This window comes from Streptomyces huiliensis (genome assembly GCF_020037025.1).
GTDB classification, from domain to species: Bacteria; Actinomycetota; Actinomycetes; order Streptomycetales; family Streptomycetaceae; genus Streptomyces; species Streptomyces huiliensis.
In genome coordinates this window covers 1-19,482 of the sequence record NZ_JAIQLH010000190.1, presented here as the reverse complement: position 1 = coordinate 19,482, position 19,482 = coordinate 1, and the positions used below count along the sequence as shown (strand labels likewise).

General features: G+C 71.8%; 18 protein-coding genes and 1 tRNA gene. 9 read left to right on the top strand and 10 right to left on the bottom strand.

The annotated features are described in order from the left end of the window. Positions 1-13: 13 nt before the first annotated feature. The 4 genes from JNW98_RS26700 to JNW98_RS26685 form a co-directional block, all read right to left on the bottom strand. The gene (locus tag JNW98_RS26700; RefSeq protein WP_223770860.1) at positions 14-544 is read right to left on the bottom strand and encodes a hypothetical protein; all 531 of its coding nucleotides are present in this window, start codon (positions 542-544) and stop codon (positions 14-16) included. A 216-nt stretch (positions 545-760) separates the two neighbouring features. Next, entirely contained in the window at positions 761-1,150 is a 390-nt protein-coding gene (locus JNW98_RS26695; protein WP_223770859.1) for a VOC family protein, read from the bottom strand. Between the two features lie 20 nt (positions 1,151-1,170). Then, positions 1,171-1,362, bottom strand: a complete 192-nt coding sequence (locus JNW98_RS26690; protein WP_223770858.1) for a DUF397 domain-containing protein — start codon at positions 1,360-1,362, stop codon at positions 1,171-1,173. Continuing rightward, positions 1,359-2,180, bottom strand: a complete 822-nt coding sequence (locus tag JNW98_RS26685) for a helix-turn-helix domain-containing protein (RefSeq protein WP_223770857.1) — start codon at positions 2,178-2,180, stop codon at positions 1,359-1,361. The genes JNW98_RS26690 and JNW98_RS26685 overlap by 4 nt, the downstream gene beginning before the upstream one ends. Positions 2,181-2,316: 136 nt before the next feature. On the opposite strand from JNW98_RS26685, the gene JNW98_RS26680 reads away from it, so the two are divergent. From JNW98_RS26680 to JNW98_RS26665, 4 genes are all read left to right on the top strand, one after another. Beyond that, a complete protein-coding gene (locus JNW98_RS26680) occupies positions 2,317-2,652 on the top strand; it encodes a hypothetical protein (protein ID WP_223770856.1) in 336 nt (111 codons plus the stop codon). Positions 2,653-2,825: 173 nt separating this feature from the next. Further along, positions 2,826-4,061 (top strand): IS701 family transposase, encoded by a 1,236-nt coding sequence (locus tag JNW98_RS26675; protein ID WP_443732505.1) that lies wholly within the window; start codon positions 2,826-2,828, stop codon positions 4,059-4,061. A gap of 229 nt (positions 4,062-4,290) precedes the next feature. Continuing rightward, positions 4,291-4,995, top strand: coding sequence for an NADH oxidase (locus JNW98_RS26670; RefSeq protein ID WP_223770854.1), 705 nt, complete (start codon positions 4,291-4,293; stop codon positions 4,993-4,995). A 237-nt stretch (positions 4,996-5,232) separates the two neighbouring features. After that, positions 5,233-6,222, top strand: coding sequence for a glycerophosphodiester phosphodiesterase family protein (locus tag JNW98_RS26665; protein ID WP_223770853.1), 990 nt, complete (start codon positions 5,233-5,235; stop codon positions 6,220-6,222). A 145-nt stretch (positions 6,223-6,367) separates the two neighbouring features. Here the strand turns inward: JNW98_RS26665 and JNW98_RS26660 are convergent, their stop codons facing one another. The 5 genes from JNW98_RS26660 to JNW98_RS26640 all read right to left on the bottom strand — a co-directional run bounded on the left by JNW98_RS26660 (position 6,368) and on the right by JNW98_RS26640 (position 12,069). Next, positions 6,368-6,976 (bottom strand): response regulator transcription factor, encoded by a 609-nt coding sequence (locus JNW98_RS26660; RefSeq protein WP_223770852.1) that lies wholly within the window; start codon positions 6,974-6,976, stop codon positions 6,368-6,370. 73 nt (positions 6,977-7,049) lie between these two features. Then, the gene (locus JNW98_RS26655; protein WP_223770851.1) at positions 7,050-9,521 is read right to left on the bottom strand and encodes a sensor histidine kinase; all 2,472 of its coding nucleotides are present in this window, start codon (positions 9,519-9,521) and stop codon (positions 7,050-7,052) included. A gap of 316 nt (positions 9,522-9,837) precedes the next feature. Continuing rightward, positions 9,838-9,911 (bottom strand) — tRNA-Pro (locus JNW98_RS26650). A gap of 115 nt (positions 9,912-10,026) precedes the next feature. Beyond that, a complete protein-coding gene (locus tag JNW98_RS26645) occupies positions 10,027-11,433 on the bottom strand; it encodes a hypothetical protein (RefSeq protein ID WP_223770850.1) in 1,407 nt (468 codons plus the stop codon). Between the two features lie 72 nt (positions 11,434-11,505). Continuing rightward, complete coding sequence (locus JNW98_RS26640) at positions 11,506-12,069, bottom strand: Uma2 family endonuclease (RefSeq protein WP_223770849.1); 564 nt, start codon at positions 12,067-12,069, stop codon at positions 11,506-11,508. Between the two features lie 155 nt (positions 12,070-12,224). On the opposite strand from JNW98_RS26640, the gene JNW98_RS26635 reads away from it, so the two are divergent. From JNW98_RS26635 to JNW98_RS26615, 5 genes are all read left to right on the top strand, one after another. Further along, on the top strand, positions 12,225-13,418 hold the full coding sequence (locus JNW98_RS26635; protein ID WP_223770848.1) for an argininosuccinate synthase: 1,194 nt from the start codon (positions 12,225-12,227) through the stop codon (positions 13,416-13,418). A gap of 85 nt (positions 13,419-13,503) precedes the next feature. Next, on the top strand, positions 13,504-14,940 hold the full coding sequence (gene argH / locus JNW98_RS26630; RefSeq protein WP_223770847.1) for an argininosuccinate lyase: 1,437 nt from the start codon (positions 13,504-13,506) through the stop codon (positions 14,938-14,940). A 292-nt stretch (positions 14,941-15,232) separates the two neighbouring features. Beyond that, positions 15,233-15,784 (top strand): TetR/AcrR family transcriptional regulator, encoded by a 552-nt coding sequence (locus JNW98_RS26625; RefSeq protein WP_223770846.1) that lies wholly within the window; start codon positions 15,233-15,235, stop codon positions 15,782-15,784. Next, positions 15,781-17,346 carry an MFS transporter gene (locus tag JNW98_RS26620; RefSeq protein ID WP_223770845.1) on the top strand — a complete coding sequence of 522 codons (1,566 nt, stop codon included), beginning with the start codon at positions 15,781-15,783 and terminating at the stop codon, positions 17,344-17,346. The genes JNW98_RS26625 and JNW98_RS26620 overlap by 4 nt, the downstream gene beginning before the upstream one ends. 234 nt (positions 17,347-17,580) lie before the next feature. Then, entirely contained in the window at positions 17,581-18,417 is an 837-nt protein-coding gene (locus tag JNW98_RS26615) for an alpha/beta fold hydrolase (RefSeq protein ID WP_223770844.1), read from the top strand. 24 nt (positions 18,418-18,441) lie between these two features. On the opposite strand, the gene JNW98_RS26610 is transcribed toward JNW98_RS26615, so the two are convergent. Continuing rightward, a complete protein-coding gene (locus tag JNW98_RS26610; protein WP_223770843.1) occupies positions 18,442-19,119 on the bottom strand; it encodes a lysophospholipid acyltransferase family protein in 678 nt (225 codons plus the stop codon). Between the last annotated feature and the right edge of the window lie 363 nt (positions 19,120-19,482).

The window sequence follows — 19,482 nt, the reverse complement described above, 5'->3', positions numbered from 1 at the left end:
GGGTCGGGCGGGCTCAGTCCGCGGGGCGCGAGACGATCGGTGAGCGGGCGAAGTCCGCAAGGGACCGGAAGTCGGCGTCCCGGAGACCGATCCGGGGGTTGACGTGATGCAGGAGCCGGGGGCCGGGGTGGTGCGCGGCAACATACGCCGCGTCCGCGCCGCTCTGCTCGTCGTCGACCCACGCGAAGGGGCGGCCGGCGGCGTACTCCACCAGCGGCGCGGTCTTCCAGTGGACCCCGTCGGGCCGCTCCCGGAACAGGGCCTCGCCGAAGTCGACGAACGGGAGGTCGGGGAGGCCGAGCACTGGAGCGATCCAGCGGTTGGCGTCCGCCATCCACGTCGTCGCCCAGCACAGCTCGTAGCCGAGCCGGAGCAGGGCCTGCCCGTGCGCCGGGTTGAGCCAGACGCGCAGGGGGCGCCGGCTGAGTGACGGTTCCCTCCGGGGAACCCTGAGCGTGGTGTAGCCGTCGGGGCGGCGCTCCGGCTGCGCCGCGTACGGGTTGAGCGGCCCGTCCACGTCCAGGAACAGGAGCGGCCGGCTCATGCCTCGGCCGTCCGCCGCTGCCGGAACCGGCCGTCGTCCTCGGACTCGGCGGGTACGTATCGTCCTGCCAGAGGTCGATACCGCGGGCCTCCAGATCGTCGGACCACCGGTCCCGCTGCGACGCGGGCAGGCACCGCCCGCACCACGGGCAGAAGTCGATGTGGCTGACGCGTCATCGTCTCGCAGCAGTGGGCGGTCACCGGCCGGTTCCCGTCTTCAGTCGAGGCAGAACTCGTTGCCCTCGACGTCCTGCATCACCTGGCACGACTCGTTCTCCTCGTCGGCCAGCAGCAGCCGCCCGCGGACCGCGCCCAGCGCGACCAGCCGTGTGCACTCGGCCTCCAGCGCGGCCAGACGCTCCTCGCCGACGAGGCCGGTGCCGACCCGTACGTCCAGGTGCACCCGGTTCTTCACGACCTTCCCCTCGGGAACGCGCTGGAAGTACAGGCGCGGGCCCACCCCCGAGGGGTCGGCGCCCACGGCCCACGCACCCTTACCGTCCTCCGGAAGTGTGATGACGTACCCCAGCACCTCACACCAGAAGCGGGCGACGCGCTCCGGTTCCGCGCAGTCGAAGGTGACCTGGACCTGCCTGATCGTTGCCATCGCGCCACCATAGAAGGCGGTCAGGGGAGCGGGCCACCCGTTTTGAGGGAGGAAAGGAACGCGGCCCACGCGGCGGGGTGCGTGGTGAGGGTCGGGGCAGGGGCGGCGGTTCGCTTGCTGTCGCGTATGTGTATGTGGGTGGCGGGGTCGACGGCCACCTCGACGCATTCGTTCGGGTCCCCGACGCTGTACGAGCTCTTGCGCCAGATCATGGGTATCTTTCCTCAAGTACCTTGTGGATGAGGGCCTTGGACGCCTCGTTGTTCAGGGCGGTGGTGTGCAGCTGATCGTAAAGGTTGACCAGCAGCGTGACCATGTGAGGGTCAGTGATGAACTCGCCCTCGTCAATCCCTTGCCTGTGTACCACGGTGCGCCCGTCGGCCAGCGTCCAGAGGGTGCACGAGCTGAGTACGGAGACCACCATGGCGTGGTCGTCGAACGGCAGGACCTGCAGGCTGACGCGAGGCCGCTCCATGAGCTTCAGCAGGTGGAGAAGTTGGTCGCGCATGACGTCGGGCGGACAAACGCGTCGGTAGAAGGCGGACTCGTCCACGACGCACCGAAGCCAGGGGCGTCTGGGGCTGTCGAGGACCGCCTGTCGGGCCATTCGTGTCTCGACCTTGTCCTCAAGATCTCCGTCGTAGAAGGGCGTTCCGGCGGCGAGGATGGCTCGGGCGTACTCCCGGGTCTGGAGCAGCCCCGGAATGACGAACGAGTACGTCTGGATCTTCTGCGCCTCCGCCTCGATCTCGGAGATGTCGTCGAACCACTTCTTGTGTGGGGGACGCTTGAGGAACGGGTGCAGCTCCAGCAGGAGATTCCCCGCCCGGAGTTCCCTGTCCAGCAGCACGGTGATGTCCCTGGGCGGCACATCCTCCGCCCGTTCGAACTGCGCGATCCGGCTCCCTGAGAGCCGTACCACGTCGCCCAGCTGGATCTGCGTCCAGCCTCGCGCCTTCCGTAGCAGACGGATCTTCTCGCCGAACCATTCGTTCAGATTCGTGGGTTCGATCCGCTTGGGTGCGGGCACGGTTGTTCGCCCCTCCGTTGAAGCCGGAATCCCTGCAACGGGAGCGGCCTTCCTACAGCAGTTACTCCTGGTCACGGTACCGCTGCGCGGTGATGCTGGGAATCGAATCGCAAGATCCCGCGAGAGGAACACCAGCATGGACAAGCCACCGAGCCCAGAGCACCAGCGGACGCCCGCCGTGGGCGAGTTGGTGGTCGACGCGCGGCGCGAGCGTGTCGGGGAGGTCACCGGGACCGGTGAGGGGAGGGTGCGGCTGCGGCCGCCGACGGGAGGGGACGCGTGGGAGGCGCTGCCGTGTGACGTGCGGCCGGCGACGGACCAGGACGCGTGGCGGGTGTACCGGCCGTCGCGGTGCGCGGAGTGCCGGGACATCAAGCGGAGGCGCAGCCTCGCGCTGGCGTCGGCGGACCTCAAGACGGCGGTGGAGCTGACCGAGGCGATGGGGGTGCACCTTCGCGTGGCACACGCGTGACGAGACGCCGACCGAGCCCCGGGTATGAAAAACACATACCCGGGGCCTGCCCGCATTCATCCCTCAACTCATGCCCGGCTCACTGCCGAGCCGGTCCCCTTACCTGGGACCGTCGACACCATCACCGGGGAGATCCCGGGCGGGTGTTCGTACAGCGGATGTGAGGGATCCCCATGAGTGGTGCTGCCGTTGCCGTGAGACCTCGTACGGAGCGGGCCGCGCGGCCCGTCGCGACGTCCGCCGGAACGCGGGAACGGGAGCGGGCGCGGCGCACGCAGGACGACGTCCTGGCGGAACTGTGCGGCGTCGCGCTGGCGACGCTCGCGCGCAGCGACCAGCGACGGCACGGGGAGGCGTACCTGCGCGGACTGCTGCGGGCGCGGGGGCGGAAGTCGATCCGCAACATCGCGGGGCTGGCCGGGGGAGCGGCGCCGGAGCAGAGCCTGCACCACTTCGTGTCCAGCTCGCCGTGGGACTGGCGGCCGATGCGGCAGGCGCTGGCGCACCACCTCGTCCGGGCGCTGGCGCCGCAGGCGTGGGTGGTGCGGCCGATGGTGATACCGAAGGCGGGGGAGAACTCGGTCGGGGTCGAGCGCCGGTTCCTCCCGGAGGCGGGGCAGGTGCTCAACGCCCAGCAGGCGGTGGGGGTGTGGGCGGCGTCGGCGTACCGCAGCGCGCCGGTCAACTGGCGGCTGCTGCTGTCGGAGACGTGGCTGGGGGACCCGGTGCGGCGCGGGCAGGCGGCGATCCCGGACGCCGTGCGGCCGGAGACGCCGGGGGAGTGCGCGGTGGAGGCGTACGCCGGGATGATGCGGGACTGGGGACTGCCGGTGCGGCCACTGGTGCTGGACGCGCGGGAACCGGACGCGCTGGGGGCGCTGCACCGGCTGCGCGCGTGCGGGGTGCCCGTGCTGGCGCGGGTGAGCGGCGCGCTGCCGCTGGCGGTGTCGGAGTCGCCGCTGACCGGGCGGGAGACGCGGCTGGTGCCGGCGTCGCTGGTGATGGCGGGGGCGCGGGAGTTGCGCCGGCCGGTGATCTGGCGACACGACCCGGACACGGACGCGCTCGGCACGTCGCTGACGGCGGGGGTGCGGGTGGGGCTGCCGGTGCCGCAGGGGAGCGGGGGCGCGGGCCGGGGGAGGCTGCGGGAGATGCTGCTGGTGGGCATGGGGGAGCACGCGGACCCCTGGCCGGCCGAGCTGTGGCTGACGGACCTGGTGAACGTGGCGCCGGCCGCGCTCGTCCGGCTGAGCGGACTGCTCGGCCGGGTGGACCGCGACTTCACCGCGATCGCCGACGCGGTGGGCATCCGGGACTTCACCGGGCGGTCGTTCGGCGGCTGGCACCGGCACGCGACCCTCGCGTCCGTCGCCCACGCCGTGTCCCTGCTGACACCGTGTCCCTGTTGACCCAGTGTCCCCACTGGCCCCGCAGGCCGACGGGTGCGAGGGCGGATCCGGAGCTGTGGGAACGGGATGCCGCGGCATGTGAAATCTTCACACCGGGGGAATGAGCGAATGGCTGTCACCTGATGGGCGGCCGATTGCATACTGAGCGACTGAGCGACAGGCGACAGAGTTACTGAGCGGCAGAGCGCGGCGGGGGGGGCGGGGGGAGCCGGGGGGGGGAAGGGCGAGGATGCAGATCGGCACCGGACACCGCGTCCTGCACCTGTGGTCGCTGAGCGAGGACGTGGTCGTCGAGCACCGGGCGGACGGTGCGATGGTGGTCAAGGGCCGCTGGGGGGCGGAGTGGATCGACCGGCCGGTGCCCGCGGTGCGCGAGGCGCTGCGGCGGATGGAGCTGGGGCCGGTCCTGCTGGCGAACGTCGAGACGGCGGCGGGGAAGCGGGGCGGCGGTCCCGGGAGCCCGGCCGGCTCCGGTCGGACGACAGGGCGGCGCCGGGGCGACGGTCCCGACCCGGGCCGGGTGGTCATGATGCGGGCGGTGGGCAGGCTGTCCCACCTGATCGTCCGGACGCTCGGGGTGGACGATCTCAAGGGCCCCTTGCTGTCGGTCTCCCCGATGACCCGGAACGCCTCGTTCGCGCCGGCTCCGCTGCCGGAGGAGACCCCCGTACGCCTGCCGGCCGACACCGTACTGACGCCCTGGCGCTCGGGGTTCACCCTGGAACGCGCCGAGGCCCGGCACCGCGTGGTGCTGCACCGGCCGGAGGCCGTGTGGGTGCTCGGCATGCTGGCCTGGCCGGTCACGCCCCGGGCGGCGTCCGCCGGGCTGCCGCTGCCGCGGGAGGTGACCCGGGAGGTCCTGTCCTACCTGGCGGCGGCGGGGATGCTCGCCCCGGCGGGGGAGCGGGAGCGGCGCAGGCTGCACGCGGGATGACCGGCCGTACGCGGGTGACAGGCCGCACACGGGTGACAGGCCGCACACGGGACGAGGTGAGGGCGGGGGCGTCCCGGCCGGGCGTTCCAGGAGGCTCGCGTCGTCCCTGGCCGGAGCCCCGTCCGCGTTCCGGTGTCCCGAAACAGGCGGTCGGCGTGGCGGTCGGAACGTGTTCCCCCGCAGACTCGGGTGGTCCATGTGCTCACGGCACCCACGCGTCCCCGAGGGAGCTCATCCTTGACCACCCACCTCCGGCGCCCCGCGCGCCCCCGCACCTTACTTGCCCTGCTGACCGCCCTCTGCGGGATCATCGGCGCCGCCCTGCTCGGTACGACCCCGGCCGCGGCGGCCGACCAGCGCCAGGCCATCTACGCGATCGCGCACCGCGTCGACACCGTGGAGGGCGTGGACGCCGCGCTCAACCACGGCGCCAACGCCATCGAGATCGACGTCTGCGCCTGGTGGAACCCGAACGAATGGCGCGCCTACCACGACTGCTCCTCGGCCGGCGAGAACCGCCGCGGCCCCAGCTTCGACAGCATGATCGACCGCATCCTCTCCAACGCCAACAACGGGCGCAGGCTGGCGCTCGTCTGGCTGGACATCAAGGACCCCAACTACTGCGGTGAGGCGCCCAACCGCACGTGCAGCGTCGCCGGGCTGCGCGACAAGGCGCAGCGGCTGACGAACGCCGGGATCCAGGTGCTCTACGGCTTCTACGAGTACCACGGCGGCAGCGACCCGGACGTCGGCGGCCGGGGCTGGAAGAGCCTGGAGGGAAAGCTCGGCAGGCTGGAGGGCATCACGACGACCGGGTCCCGCGACAAGGTCCTCGACGCCTTCAACCGGTCCGGTGCCGGCTTCCCGAACGGCCGCCGCGTGATGGACTACGGCGACACCAACATCCCCAACGGCTTCGGCAACTGCACGGAACCCTCCTACAACACCTGTGCCGAGCTGAAGAAGGGCGCCGCGGACCGCGCCGCCGGCCGGCTCGCGGCCACGCTCTCCTGGACGACCACGTACAACGACCCGTGGTACGTCGACAAGCTGCTGGGCGACGCGCGGGTGGACGGCATCATCGCGGGCTACGGCCACTACACCGGTGAGCACGAGTACGACAACGGCTGGCAGTGCGCCAACGCCGTCAACCTCATCCGCGACTGGGTGAACCGCCACAGCGGCACGCACCGCATGGCGACCAGCGCCGACCGCCTGTTCAAGTAAGCCGACCGCCTGTTCAAGTAACAGGCGTCTTCCGCGCACCGGGGACCGCCCCGCGTGCACGGCCCGAGTTCAGGGCGGGCCGTGCACGCGGGGCCTCCGGCACGTCGGGGCTCCCGACGCATCGAAGGTGTGCCGGGGCGGCCGCCTACGTCAGCCAGCCCGAGTCCCGCGCGATTCGGATGGCGTCCACCCGGTTGCGGGCGTTGAGCTTGGTGACGACGGTCGTCAGGTAGTTGCGGACGGTCCCGGCGGAGAGGTGGAGCCGCGAGGCGATCTCCCCGGCCTCCGCGCCCTCCGCGGCCAGGCACAGCACCTCGGTCTCGCGGGCGGTCAGCGGGCTCTCGGCACCGCACCAGGCGGCGAGGGCCAGTTCGGGGTCGATGGCACGCTGTCCGGCGGCCACCCGGCGGATGGCGGCGGCCAGTTCGTCCGGCGGCGCGTCCTTGAGCAGGTAACCGGAGACGTGCGCGGCCAGCGCCCGGCGCAGGGTGCCGGGACGGCCGAGGTTGGTGAGGATGAGCGTGCGGCACTCCGGGAGCCGCTCCCGCAACTCGGCGGCGGCGGTGAGCCCGTCGGTCCCCGGCAGGTCGATGTCGATGACCGCCACCTCGGGCCGGTGCCGAAGCGCCGCCTCGACGATCTCGTCCCCGCGCTCCAGCTGGCACACGACCTCGATGTCCGGTTCGAGGTCGAGCAGGGCCACGAGGGCTCCGCGGACCATGTGCATGTCCTCGGCCAGAAGTATCCGTATCACGGGCTGCCCTCGCATGGTGCGTGCGTGCCGCGGGACCGGCGTCCTGTGGGATCCCGCGAGGTCCGCGATCTTATCAACGCGCCACCGGGGCACCGTGTTCGTTCGCCGTGGTCAGGGACCCGGCGGGCGTCCCGGTACACCGGGAGGGCGCCTCGGCGGTCAACCGGAACGTTCCGTTCTGCCCCTGCTCGCACAGCAGCCGCCCGCCGATGGCCTCCAGACGGACCGTCAGATTGCCGATTCCGCTTCCGCCGTCGGGCGAGACGTCGCGGTGGACGGGGTCGGCGCCGTCGTTGCGGAGGGTGAGCCGGACGTTCCCGGTGGGCGTCCGGGTCACGGAGAGCGTGCAGTGCCGCGCCCTGCTGTGGCGCAGAAGGTTGGTGACCGCCTCGCGGAGCACCGTGGCGAGCACGGTGTCCGCCTCCGGCCCGACGGCGCAGGGCGCGCACTCGACGTACAGGGCGATCCCGGCGGAGCGCAGCACCGAGCGCGCGGACGCGATCTCGTCCTCCAGGCACAGGTCCCGGTAGCCGCTGACGACCGTCCGGACGTCGGCGAGCGACTGCCGCGCGACGGCCAGCACCTCGTCGGCCTCCCGCATCGCCTGCTCCGGCCGGACGGGGACGAGGCGGCGGACGAGTTCGCTCTTGAGCGTGATGGAGGAGAGGCTGTAGCCGAGCAGGTCATGCAGGTCGCGCGCGAAGCGCAGGCGCTCCCGGGCGACGGCGGCGCGGGCGAGTTCGTCGCGGGTGCGGTGCAACTGCCATATGACGTCGTAGAAGTGGGCGATCCCGTAGACGACGATGCCGCAGAGCAGCGTGGACTGGCCGTAGTAGTAGCTGCACGAGCCGTCCCGTCCGCCGAGGCAGGCGGAGACGGGCATGCTCAGGCCCACCGCCCAGTACAGCACCCAAGCGGCCGGCCGGGAGGGCAGGAGCAGCAGGAGCGAGCCGCAGAAGAAGCCGGCCATGGACCCCCACCAGTGCCCGAGGGTGACGATCGGCAGGTAGGCCAGCACGCCCTGGACGGCCAGGGTGGCGTACGCGCGACGGCCCAGCCGCCGGCGGGTGCGCGGGCAGAAGTGGACGCACTGGATCGCCGCGCTCACGGCCAGGCCGGTGAGGGAAGCCAGGGTGGCGGTGGTGGACAGGTTCTCGCGCAGGATGTTCGTGCTGATGATCACCATGTAGTTCAGCAGCACGGCGACGGAGATGCCGAAAGCCGTCCGGGACGCGGGCGCGGGGAAGAGGCCGTCGCGGCCGTGCGTCGGCCGGTGGGCGGCGGGTGCTTCCGCGTGTTCGGCGGGCACCTCGGCGACCAGGCGGAACCGTCCGTCGGCGGTACGGTCCGACGTCAGGCGGCCGCCGAGGGCGCCGAGCCGGGAGGCGAGGCTGCTCAGACCGGTGCTCAGACCGGTGCTCAGACCGGTGCTCAGACCGGTGCTCAGACCGGTGCTCAGACCGGTGCTCAGACCGGTGCTCAGACCGGTGCCGGTGTCCGGCGGGGAAGGAGCGGGGGAGCCGGACGCGGCGCCGTCGTTGACCACCGACAGGCGGATCATGCCGTGGCCGGTGGCGGCGGCGGTGATCTCGCAGGCGGTCGCCCGGCTGTGGCGCAGGACGTTGGTGACGGCCTCGCGCACGACCGCCGCGAGGGCGGTCTCCGTCCGGCGGTCGACGGTCCCGACCGTGACGCGGATCCGCACCCTGACGTCCGCGGCGCTCAGCACCTCCCGCGCGGAGACGATCTCCTGGCGCAGCGACATGTCGCGGTAGCCCTTGGCGACGGCGCGGACGTTGGAGAGCGCCTGGCGGGAGACGGCCAGCACCCCGGCGACCTCGTCCACGGCCCGGTCGGGGCGGGTGGGGATGAGGCGGCGGACGAGTTCGCTCTTGAGCGTGATGGAGGAGAGGCTGCTGCCGAGCAGCTCGTTGACGTCACGGGCGAAGGCCAGCCGTTCCTTGGTCACGGCCGCCCTGGCCAGCTCGGTCCGGGCGTCGCGGAGGTCGCGGATGAGCTTCGAGAGGTGCGAGAGGCCGAAGACGACGAATCCGAAGCCTTCCGCGGACTCGGCGAAGTAGACGCTCTCCGTCCACCCGTGGCCGTAGTGGAATCCGATGGCCAGGAACACCGGCCCCAGCAGGCCGAACACCGTCCAGGCCGCCCGGGGCGGCAGCACCACGAGGACCGAGCCCGCGAAGAGGCCGGTGATCGACATCCAGGAGAACCCCAGGAACGTGAACGGCAGGAACGTCAACGCCGCCTGGGCGGCCAGCGTCAGGTAGGTGCGCCGCCCCAGCCGGTCCCTGGTCCGGGCGGAGGAATGGGCGTACTGGAGCAGGCAGATGACGGCGACCATCGCTCCCGCACCGATCAGCTCGCCCCCGCCGGCCACCTGGGCGACGTTGATCACGCACATGCTCGCCAGGGAGGCGAGCGTGGCGACGAAGAGCGTCTGCGCGAGCCAGGGCGTCGGCGGCCCCGGGGTCTCCCGGTGCCGGACGTCGTCGTCCCGCCCGGCGTTCTCTTCCAGGCCGTTTCCCATCTGCGACGACGCCCCTCCCCCTGACACGCGTCTCACATGCGTGGGCAGCATAGGCGACGGGCGTAAGGGGCCGCAGCAGAGAATGTGTGTTACTTGACCAAAGGTCAGGGTTACTCCGGGTCTGCGGCCGGAAGCGGAGTCAGTGCCGCCGGATCGGTGCGCGGGCAGTCCGTGCGCGGGCAATCAGTGCGCGGCAATCCGTGCGCGGACATACGAGGAGCGGACATACGAGAAGCGGACATACGAGAAGCGGACATACGAGAAACCGCCCGACCCGGAAGCTCGAAGATTCCGGATCAGGCGGTTGCCCGACGTGTCGGGACGGCGGGATTTGAACCCACGACCCCTTGACCCCCAGTCAAGTGCGCTACCAAGCTGCGCCACGTCCCGTTCGCCCGTTCCCTCCGGTTATCGTCCCGGTGGGGCGTGCAGAAAGAAAATATCCTGTTCCGCGCCGTGATCCAAATCCGGGGTGGGCGGGGGCGCTCCGGGGCCGGCTCCAGGGTCAGCGGGAGGCGGCCAGGAACCAGCGCACCCGGGCGGCCTCCCGGCCGTCCGGCCGGCCCGCGGCCCGCTCCAACAGCGCGTCCAGCTCGGCGCGGCGGGGCCCGGGAAGCGCCCGGTAGGCCGCCGCACCGTCGGCGGGGCCCCAGCCGGCGAGCGCGGTCAGGGCCCGCTCGCGCAGGACGGGCTCCTCGTCGTCCGCCAGCCGCAGGAAGCAGCGCAGCTGGGCGGTCGGGCGGTGGGCGGACAGCAGCCGGAAGGCGGAGACGCGGACGTGCCGGGGCCGGTCGCCCGCCAGCCGCGCGTACAGCCGGTCCTCCGAGAGCCGCGCGGCGACGGGGACGAGCGCGGTGGTCGCCTCGCGCACGACGGAGACCGACGGGTCGTCCAGCAGCGGCTCCAGCCGCCCGGGCTCGCCCGCGTCCAGCGTCCGCAGGGCGCCGACGGCCTTCGCCCGCACGGCCGGGTGCGGGTGGCCGGTCAGCGGCCACAGCAGCGGCGCGTCCGCCCGCGTCCCGCTCTCGCCCAGCCCGGCGGGCGCGCCGGGGCGGACGTCGGGACCGGCGCAGGCGGCCCGGTACAGCGGCAGCGGGTCGATGCCGTGCTGCCGCAGCACCCAGCGGGCGCAGGCGCGCACCAGCCCGGAGCGGTCGACGAGGAAACGGGCCGCCTCCTCGGTCTCGCCGGACCGCCTGAGCGCCGTCACCCCGGCGGCGCGTACGCGCGGCTGCCGGGAGGCCAGCAGCGGGCGCAGGACGTCGCCGTGGTCCCCGTCCCGGGTGCGGGCGAGCGCGGCGTTCGCGCACAGGTCCTGGACGACGACGTCCGGATCCGTCGCCGCGGCGCGCGCCAGCCCGGCGGCGGGCAGGTACTCCTCCTCGATCGCCACCCGGTGGCCCAGCCGGCGCGCTCCCCGGTCGGGGGAGGCGAGCAGCGCGTCGATCCGCTCGGGGCTCCGGACGAACGTCATGACGAGGTCGTGGGCGAAGTCCCCGCGCTGCCGGACGGCCGCGCGCAGCGCGACCGCCGCGACCACCGCCACGGTGTCCGGCGCGGCGCCGGGCAGCAACCCGGCCAGCACCCGCCGCGCCTCCTCGCGCACCGGCCCCACCCAGTCCGCACACCGCAGCACCACCAGCGCCGGAAACCGCTCCGCCTCCGCCCGCCGCAGCCCCGCCTCCCGCACCCGCCCGTCGGGATGACACAGCGCGACCGCCACCGCCGCACCCCCGGGCGCCGGCTCCCCACTCCGCAGCCAGCCGACGGGCGGGTTCTCCCAGAGCAGGTGCTCGCGCGTCCCGTAGTCCAGGTCGATCCACGCCGCCGGATCGGCGCCGTCGAAGGGCACGCCCTCCCCGGCGCGGGCGGCCCGGAGGGTCGCGTGGGTCAGGCCGTATTCGCGGTTCATGGAGGTGCCATTCAGCGGATCGTCGTGGGCACGGCGATCGTAGCTGTGGCGGTGGAGGCGGCCGGGCTTCGGCTACTTCCTGCGGTCGAAAGTGTCCGTGGGGAGGGCGACGGCGCTTCCGTCGGCGAGGTGGAGAGTGATGAGGTCGCCGTACTTGAACAGATCGCGGGTGGCGTAGGTGCCGTCGAGGGGGCGCGTCAGCAGATCGCACTCACCCCGGAAGGGGTCGATGATCAGGTAGATGGGAACGTTGAAGCGTGCGTACTGTTCCGTTTTGACCACGTAGTCGTTCTTGTCGTACTTCGAAGAGACGACTTCGATGGCGGCCAGCAGGTCTTCGTAGGAGTACTGCTCCTTTGCACCTGCTTCGAGGATGGCCACATCAGGGCAGCGTTCGGGCTCGCCTGGGAACTTGATGAGGACGTCCGAGTACGCGCGCTTCCTTCCGAGGGCGGCCCTGACCGCGTCGATCACATCGGCGATCGTCTCACTCTGGACGCTGCTCTGTGGCGTCATGATGACCCGATCCCCCACCGCTTCGATCTTGAAGCCCTCTATCACCGACGACACGCGGTCGATGGCGTTGTGCAAGGACTCGATCCGCGCGTCGCGCAGTGATTGCGTCTGCGTGGCCATGGTCTGCCTCCCCAACCGGTGCCTCTCGATACTCGCATCGTAGAACGGTCCGCTGACGCGGGCTCCGGACGGATTCACTCTCCCGAGGCATTGACGAAACATACGGAGGACTGCATAGTTATACCCATCACCGCATGCAAGGTAAGGAGAATCCCGTGACCGAGCGCGTCGTACTCGCCTACTCGGGCGGCCTGGACACCTCCGTCGCCATCGGCTGGATCGCCGAGGAGACGGGCGCCGAGGTCATCGCCGTCGCCGTGGACGTCGGCCAGGGCGGCGAGGACCTGGACGTCATCCGCAAGCGCGCGCTCGCCTGCGGTGCGGTGGAGGCGGAGGTCGCCGACGCCAAGGACGAGTTCGCCGAGGAGTACTGCCTCCCGGCGATCAAGGCCAACGCCCTCTACATGGACCGGTACCCGCTGGTCTCCGCCCTCTCCCGGCCGACGATCGTCAAGCACCTCGTCGCCGCCGCGCAGAAGCACGGCGCCACCACGGTCGCCCACGGCTGCACCGGCAAGGGCAACGACCAGGTGCGGTTCGAGGCCGGGATCTCCTCGCTCGCGCCGGACCTGAAGTGCATCGCGCCCGTCCGGGACTACGCCATGACCCGGGACAAGGCCATCGCCTTCTGCGAGGCCAAGGGCCTGCCGATCGCCACCACCAAGAAGTCGCCGTACTCGATCGACCAGAACGCCTTCGGCCGGGCCGTCGAGACCGGCTTCCTGGAGGACATCTGGAACGCGCCCATCGAGGACGTCTACGACTACACGGCCAACCCCGCCACGCCCCGGGAGGCCGACGAGGTCGTCATCAGCTTCGAGGCCGGCGTCCCGGTCGCGATCGACGGCAAGCCCGTCACCGTCCTCCAGGCGATCCAGCAGCTCAACGAGCGGGCGGGGGCCCAGGGCATCGGCCGGATCGACATGGTCGAGGACCGGCTCGTGGGCATCAAGTCCCGGGAGATCTACGAGGCGCCCGGCGCCATCGCGCTGATCACCGCCCACCAGGAGCTGGAGAACGTCACCGTCGAGCGCGAACTCGCCCGCTACAAGCGGCAGGTCGAGCAGCGGTGGAGCGAGCTCGTCTACGACGGCCTGTGGTTCTCCCCGCTCAAGCGGGCGCTGGACGGCTTCATCACCGAGGCCAACGAGCACGTCAGCGGCGACATCCGGATGACCCTGCACGGCGGCCGGGCCGTCGTCACCGGCCGGAAGTCCGCCAAGTCGCTCTACGACTTCAACCTGGCCACCTACGACACGGGTGACACCTTCGACCAGTCGCTCTCCAAGGGCTTCATCGAGATCTTCGGCCTCTCGTCGAAGATCGCCGCCAAGCGGGACCTGGTCTGACCGACCGGCCGGCCGCCGTATCCCTCCGCCCGACACCCCGACGGCGGCCGGCCGCCCTCCACCACCACCCACGAGGAGCACGCACGTGAGCACCGGCACCACCGACGATGTCCGCCTCTGGGGCGGCCGCTTCGCCGACGGCCCGGCCGAGGCCCTGGCCAAGCTGTCCGCGTCCGTCCACTTCGACTGGCGCCTGGCCCCCTACGACATCGCCGGTTCCCGCGCCCACGCCCGCGTGCTGCACACGGCCGGACTGCTCACCGCCGACGAACTCGCGGCGATGCTGGACGGCCTCGACCGGCTGGAGGCCGACGTCGCCACCGGCGCCTTCACCGGCACCATCGCCGACGAGGACGTCCACACCGCCCTGGAGCGCGGCCTCCTCGAACGGCTCGGCCCCGACCTCGGCGGCAAGCTGCGCGCCGGCCGCTCCCGCAACGACCAGGTCGCCACCCTCTTCCGGATGTACCTGCGCGACCACGCGCGGATCATCGGCGGGCTGCTCACCGACCTCCAGGACGCGCTGGTCGGCCTCGCCGAGGCGCACCAGGACGTGGCGATGCCCGGCCGGACACACCTCCAGCACGCCCAGCCGGTCCTCTTCGCCCACCACGTCCTCGCCCACGTCCAGGCGCTCGGCCGGGACGCGGAGCGGCTGCGGCAGTGGGACGAGCGGACGGCCGTCTCCCCGTACGGCTCCGGCGCGCTCGCCGGGTCCTCGCTCGGCCTCGACCCCGAGGCGGTCGCCGCCGACCTCGGCTTCGAGCGCGGCTCGGTGGGCAACTCCATCGACGGGACGGCGTCCCGCGACTTCGTCGCCGAGTTCGCGTTCATCACGGCGATGATCGGGATCGATCTCTCGCGGATCGCCGAGGAGATCATCATCTGGAACACGAAGGAGTTCTCCTTCGTCACCCTCCACGACGCGTTCTCGACCGGGTCGTCGATCATGCCGCAGAAGAAGAACCCGGACATCGCGGAGCTGGCGCGGGGCAAGTCCGGGCGGCTGATCGGCAATCTCACCGGGCTGCTCGCCACGCTCAAGGCGCTGCCGCTCGCCTACAACCGTGACCTCCAGGAGGACAAGGAGCCGGTCTTCGACTCCTGCGACCAGCTGGAGATCCTGCTGCCCGCCTTCACCGGGATGATGGCGACGCTCACCGTCCACCGGGAGCGGATGGAGGAGCTGGCTCCGGCCGGGTTCTCGCTGGCCACGGACATCGCGGAGTGGCTGGTGCGGCGGGGGGTGCCGTTCCGGGTGGCGCATGAGGTGGCGGGGGAGTGCGTGAAGGTTTGTGAGGGGCGGGGGGTGGAGCTGGACGGTCTGACGGACGAGGAGTTCGCTGCCATCTCGCCGCATCTGACGCCGGAGGTTCGGACGGTTCTTGATGTCTCGGGGTCGCTGGCTTCCCGCAGCGGGCGGGGAGGGACGGCGCCGTCGGCGGTCGCCGCGCAGCTTGCCGAGGTCAAGGCGGATCTGGTGGTGCAGCGGGAGTGGGCGGGCGCGAAGCGGCGGGGGTGACCCCTGCGGGGGCTGTGCCCCGGTCCCGCCCCTTCGCCGATTCCTGGGGGCAAGCCCCCAGCCCCCCCGAAACCGCGCTCCGCGCGGTTGTCCTCAATCGCCGGACGGGCTGAATCAGCCCGTCCGGCGATTGAGGACAGCGCCCGAAGGGCGCTTCGGGGGTGCGGGGGCTCGCCCCCGCAAGAAACGGTGAAGGGGCGGGACCGGGGCACCCCACCGCGCGAAGCGCGACACGCGAGACGTCGCCGGCCCGAATGAAACACCACTGTCTCATTCGGGTTACCCTCGTCTCATGACAAGGCTCGACCGACAGCACGTACTGAACGCGGCCGCGTCCCTGCTCACCCGCAAGGCGACGGCCTCCATGGACGAGATCGCGAGAGCGGCCGGAATCAGCCGCGCCACGCTGCACCGGCACTTCGCCGGGCGGGACGCGCTCGTCCGGGCGCTGGAGGACCTGGGGATCGAGCAGTTCGAGCGGGCGCTGGACGAGGCGCGGACGGAGGAGGGGGACGCGGCCGAGGCCGTGCGCCGGCTGATCGCGCTGTCCGAGCCGGTGGCGGGCATCCTCGCGTTCCTGTTCACCGAGAACCAGCTGTACGAGAACGGCTGCAACGAGGGCTGGAACCGGCTCGACACCCGCGTCCAGCGGCTCTTCACCCGCGGCCAGGAGGAAGGCGCGTTCCGCCTCGATCTCTCCGCGGCCTGGCTCACCGAGGCGCTGTACGGGCTGATCGGTACCGGCGCGTGGGCGGTCCACGACGGCCGGGTGGCGGCCAAGGACCACACCAGGATGGTCTCCGAGCTGCTGCTCGGCGGCGCGCGACGGAGGATGGAACGATGAGCGGCCAGCGTACGATCACCCAGCCGTCGGATGCCCGCGGTTCCGGGGAGACCCCCTACCGCGGCCGCTGGCTGGCCCTCTCCGTCCTCGTCCTCGCCGTGCTGCTGGTGGCCGTCGACGCCACCGTCCTCGGCCTGGCGACGCCGTTCCTCAGTGAGGACCTCAAGCCGTCCGGCACGCAGCTGCTGTGGATCGGCGACGTCTACTCCTTCGTCATCGCCGGCCTGCTGGTCTCCATGGGCAGCCTGGGCGACCGCATCGGCCGCAAGAAGCTGCTGCTCAGCGGTGCCGTCGCGTTCGGCGCGGTGTCCGTGCTCAACGCGTACGCCACCAGCCCGGAGATGATGATCGCCGCCCGGGCGCTGCTGGGCGTCGCCGGCGCGACCCTGATGCCGTCCACGCTGGCGCTGATCCGCAACCTCTTCCACGACCCGCGCGAACGCAGCCTCGCCATCGGCATCTGGGGCGCGATGGCCTCGGCGGGCGCGGCCGTGGGCCCGGTGGTCGGCGGGTTCCTGCTGGAGAACTTCTGGTGGGGTTCGGTCTTCCTGATCAACCTGCCGGTGATGGCGGTGCTGGTGCTCGTCGGCATCAAGCTGCTGCCCGAGTCGCGCGACCCGTCGCCCGGCCCCTGGGACCTGCTCAGCGTCGTGCTGTCGATGGCCGGCATCATCGGCGTCGTCTACGCGATCAAGGAGGGGGCGACGCACGGGATCAGCGCCGAGATCGCCATCGCGGCGGCCGTCGGCGTGGCCGCCCTGGCCTGGTTCGTCCGCCGGCAGCTCCGGCTGCCGGCGCCCCTGCTGGACATGCGCCTCTTCCGCAACCGGGGGTTCTCCGCGGCCGTCCTGGCGGACCTGCTGACGGTGCTGGGCCTGTCCGGGATGGTGTTCTTCCTGTCGCAGTTCCTCCAGCTGGTGCAGGACCGCGACCCGCTGGAGGCCGGCCTGGCCGAACTCCCGGCCGCCATCGGCGCGGTGACGGCCGGCCTGCTGGCCGGGCAGGCGGCCCGCCGCTGGTCGGTGCGGTCGGTGGTGGGCGGCGGGCTGGCGGCCATCGGCATCGCCCTCGCCGTCATCGCCACCCTGCGGACCGACACGTCGTACCCGCTCCTCGGGGCGGTCCTGCTGGTCGTCGGCGTCGGCGCTGGCTTCTCGTTCACCGTCACCGCCGACGTCATCCTCTCCAGCGTCCCCAAGGAGCAGGCCGGCGCCGCGTCGGCCGTCTCCGAGACGGCGTACGAACTGGGTGCCGCGCTCGGCATCGCGCTGCTGGGCTCGATCGTCACCGGCGTCTACCGGGACTTCACCGTCCCGACCGGGGTGCCCTCCGGCGCCGCCGCGGACGCGCACGAGTCGCTCGGCGGGGCGGTCAAGGCGGCGGTGACGCTGCCGGCCGACACCGGGTCCGCCCTGCTGAGCTCCGCGCAGCACGCCTTCGTCGACGGGCTGCGGCTGGCGTCCGCCGTCGGCGCCGTGGTGCTGCTGGGGACGGCGGTGGCGGCGTGGTTCCTGCTGCGCGGCCAGCGCCTGGAGGACAGCGCGGACGCGGGCGAGCACTGAAGCCGAGCCGCTTGTGAGCGGCAGAGGGCTCGGATGAGCTAATCGCACATGGGCCGGGGCGGCAAGCCCCGGCCCATGTGACTTTTTCCGACGGTCCCGTCCCTTGACGGGTTCCTTACCGCGCGGGAACGATCGCGGCTACTGGTCGGTATTGCCGAACGCGGTTCGGCAGAGCGAAGCCGCAGTCGAAGTCGAAGCCCTTGTGTCGAAGCCCTTGTGCGGAAGGAACCCCCCATGCGTCTGCGCACGAAAGTGAGAGCCCTGCTCGCCGCGGCGGCCACCGCGGCCCTCACCCTCACCGGCGTGTCCGCCACCGTCGCCCCCGCCTCGGCCTCGGTGCTCGACATTCCGCCCAAGGGCGCCAACGACTGGTCCTGCAAGCCGGATTCGGCCCACCCCGAGCCCGTCGTCCTGGTCAACGGCACGTTCAAGCTCATGGCGGAGAACTGGGCCAAGCTCTCCCCGAAGCTGAAGGAGAACGGCTACTGCGTCTTCGCCTTCAACTACGGGCACCTGGAGACCGACCCCATCCCGCAGGCGGCGGGCGAGCTGCGCGACTTCGTCGAGGCCGTGCGCGGCGCCACCGGCGCGGCCAAGGTCGACATCGTCGGCCACAGCCAGGGCGGCATGATGCCGCGCTACTACGTGAAGTTCCTCGGCGGCGCGGACAAGGTGGACGACCTCGTCGCCATCGTCCCGTCCAACCACGGGACCAAGAACCCGCTCGCCATCCCCGCCGGCTACACCGTCTGCCCGTCCTGCCTGGACCAGCGCGTCGGATCCGACCTGCTGAAGAAGCTCAACGAGGGCGAGGAGACGCCCGCCGGGCCCGACTACACCGTCGTCACCACCCGGTACGACGAGGTCGTCATCCCCTACACCAGCGCCCTGCTGACCGGCCCGGCCGAGCGGCTGACCAACGTCGTCCTCCAGGACAAGTGCCCGCTCGACCTCTTCATGCACGACCAGGCGACCAAGGACCCGGTCGTCCACCAGTGGGTGCTCGACGCGCTGGCACGGAAAGGCCCCGCCGACCCGGGCTTCCAGCCGCGGTGTCTCGGCGGGGCCTGACGGCCACCGGCTGACGCGAGGGGCTCAGGCGGCCTTCGCCGCCCGCGCCTTGGTGGCGTACATGTCCACGTACTCCTGGCCGGAGAGGCGCATGACCTCGCTCATCACCTCGTCGGTGACGGCCCGCAGGACGTAGCGGTCGCGGTCCATGCCCTCGTACCGCTCGAAGTCCAGCGGCTCACCGAAGCGGACGGTCACCGGGCTGATGTGCGGGAGGCCCTTGCCGCCCGGCTGCACCTTGTCGGTGCCGATCATCGCGAACGGCACCACGGGGGCGCCCGTCATCAGCGCGAGGCGGGCGACGCCGGTCCGGCCGCGGTACAGGCGGCCGTCGGGGGAGCGGGTGCCCTCGGGGTAGATGGCGAAGATGTTGCCCTCCTCCAGCACCCGACGGCCGGTCATCAGCGCGGCGACGCCGCCGTGACCGCCGTCGCGGTCCACCGGGATCATCCCGGAGGCGCCGAAGAACCAGGCCATCAGCCGGCCCTTGAGCCCCTTGCCCGTCACGTACTCGTCCTTGCCGATGAAGAACACCTGCCGCTTGACCACCAGGGCCAGGAACAGCGAGTCGATGAACGTGACGTGGTTCCCCGCGAGAATGACCGGCCCGGAAGCGGGGATGCGCTCCATGCCCTCGACCTTGGGGCGGTACAGGACGCGCATGAGAAGTCCGAGGAACGCCTTGAGCAGGATGCGGGACACGGATCCTCCGGTCTTGGTCTGTGGTCTTGTTCGGTTGGGGCGGTCGGGTCGGTCGGTCGTCCGGCCGACGGCCGGGCCTGGTGGCAGGTGAGGACGATACTCGCGGGTACGGCCTTTCCGCACACCGGGTTAACCGACTCGATACGCAGTGTTGACGTGAGTTTTCACTCCGTTTCGGTCCCGGCCTTCTGTACGCAAGACGGACGCACCTACGATCTGCGCGTCCGAAGGGGAGTCGGAACCACCGGCTCCGGAACGAAGGAGCGAATGTACATGCAGCAGGAGCAGCGGCCGGGCCGGCGCTCGGTGCTGGGGGCCGCGGCGGCCCTCGGCGCGGGCGCGGTCACCCTCGGCGGCGGCGCG

What these genes read in the sequence shown, in the direction of transcription:
- JNW98_RS26700 (WP_223770860.1), bottom strand. Translation starts at nt 544, where the DNA reads ATGAGCCGGCCGCTCCTGTTCCTGGACGTGGACGGGCCGCTCAACCCG.
- JNW98_RS26695 (WP_223770859.1), bottom strand. Translation starts at nt 1,150, where the DNA reads ATGGCAACGATCAGGCAGGTCCAGGTCACCTTCGACTGCGCGGAACCG.
- JNW98_RS26690 (WP_223770858.1), bottom strand. Translation starts at nt 1,362, where the DNA reads ATGATCTGGCGCAAGAGCTCGTACAGCGTCGGGGACCCGAACGAATGC.
- JNW98_RS26680 (WP_223770856.1), top strand. Translation starts at nt 2,317, where the DNA reads ATGGACAAGCCACCGAGCCCAGAGCACCAGCGGACGCCCGCCGTGGGC.
- JNW98_RS26675 (WP_443732505.1), top strand. Translation starts at nt 2,826, where the DNA reads ATGAGTGGTGCTGCCGTTGCCGTGAGACCTCGTACGGAGCGGGCCGCG.
- JNW98_RS26670 (WP_223770854.1), top strand. Translation starts at nt 4,291, where the DNA reads ATGCAGATCGGCACCGGACACCGCGTCCTGCACCTGTGGTCGCTGAGC.
- JNW98_RS26655 (WP_223770851.1), bottom strand. Translation starts at nt 9,521, where the DNA reads ATGGGAAACGGCCTGGAAGAGAACGCCGGGCGGGACGACGACGTCCGG.
- JNW98_RS26645 (WP_223770850.1), bottom strand. Translation starts at nt 11,433, where the DNA reads ATGAACCGCGAATACGGCCTGACCCACGCGACCCTCCGGGCCGCCCGC.
- JNW98_RS26640 (WP_223770849.1), bottom strand. Translation starts at nt 12,069, where the DNA reads ATGGCCACGCAGACGCAATCACTGCGCGACGCGCGGATCGAGTCCTTG.
- JNW98_RS26625 (WP_223770846.1), top strand. Translation starts at nt 15,233, where the DNA reads ATGACAAGGCTCGACCGACAGCACGTACTGAACGCGGCCGCGTCCCTG.
- JNW98_RS26620 (WP_223770845.1), top strand. Translation starts at nt 15,781, where the DNA reads ATGAGCGGCCAGCGTACGATCACCCAGCCGTCGGATGCCCGCGGTTCC.
- JNW98_RS26615 (WP_223770844.1), top strand. Translation starts at nt 17,581, where the DNA reads ATGCGTCTGCGCACGAAAGTGAGAGCCCTGCTCGCCGCGGCGGCCACC.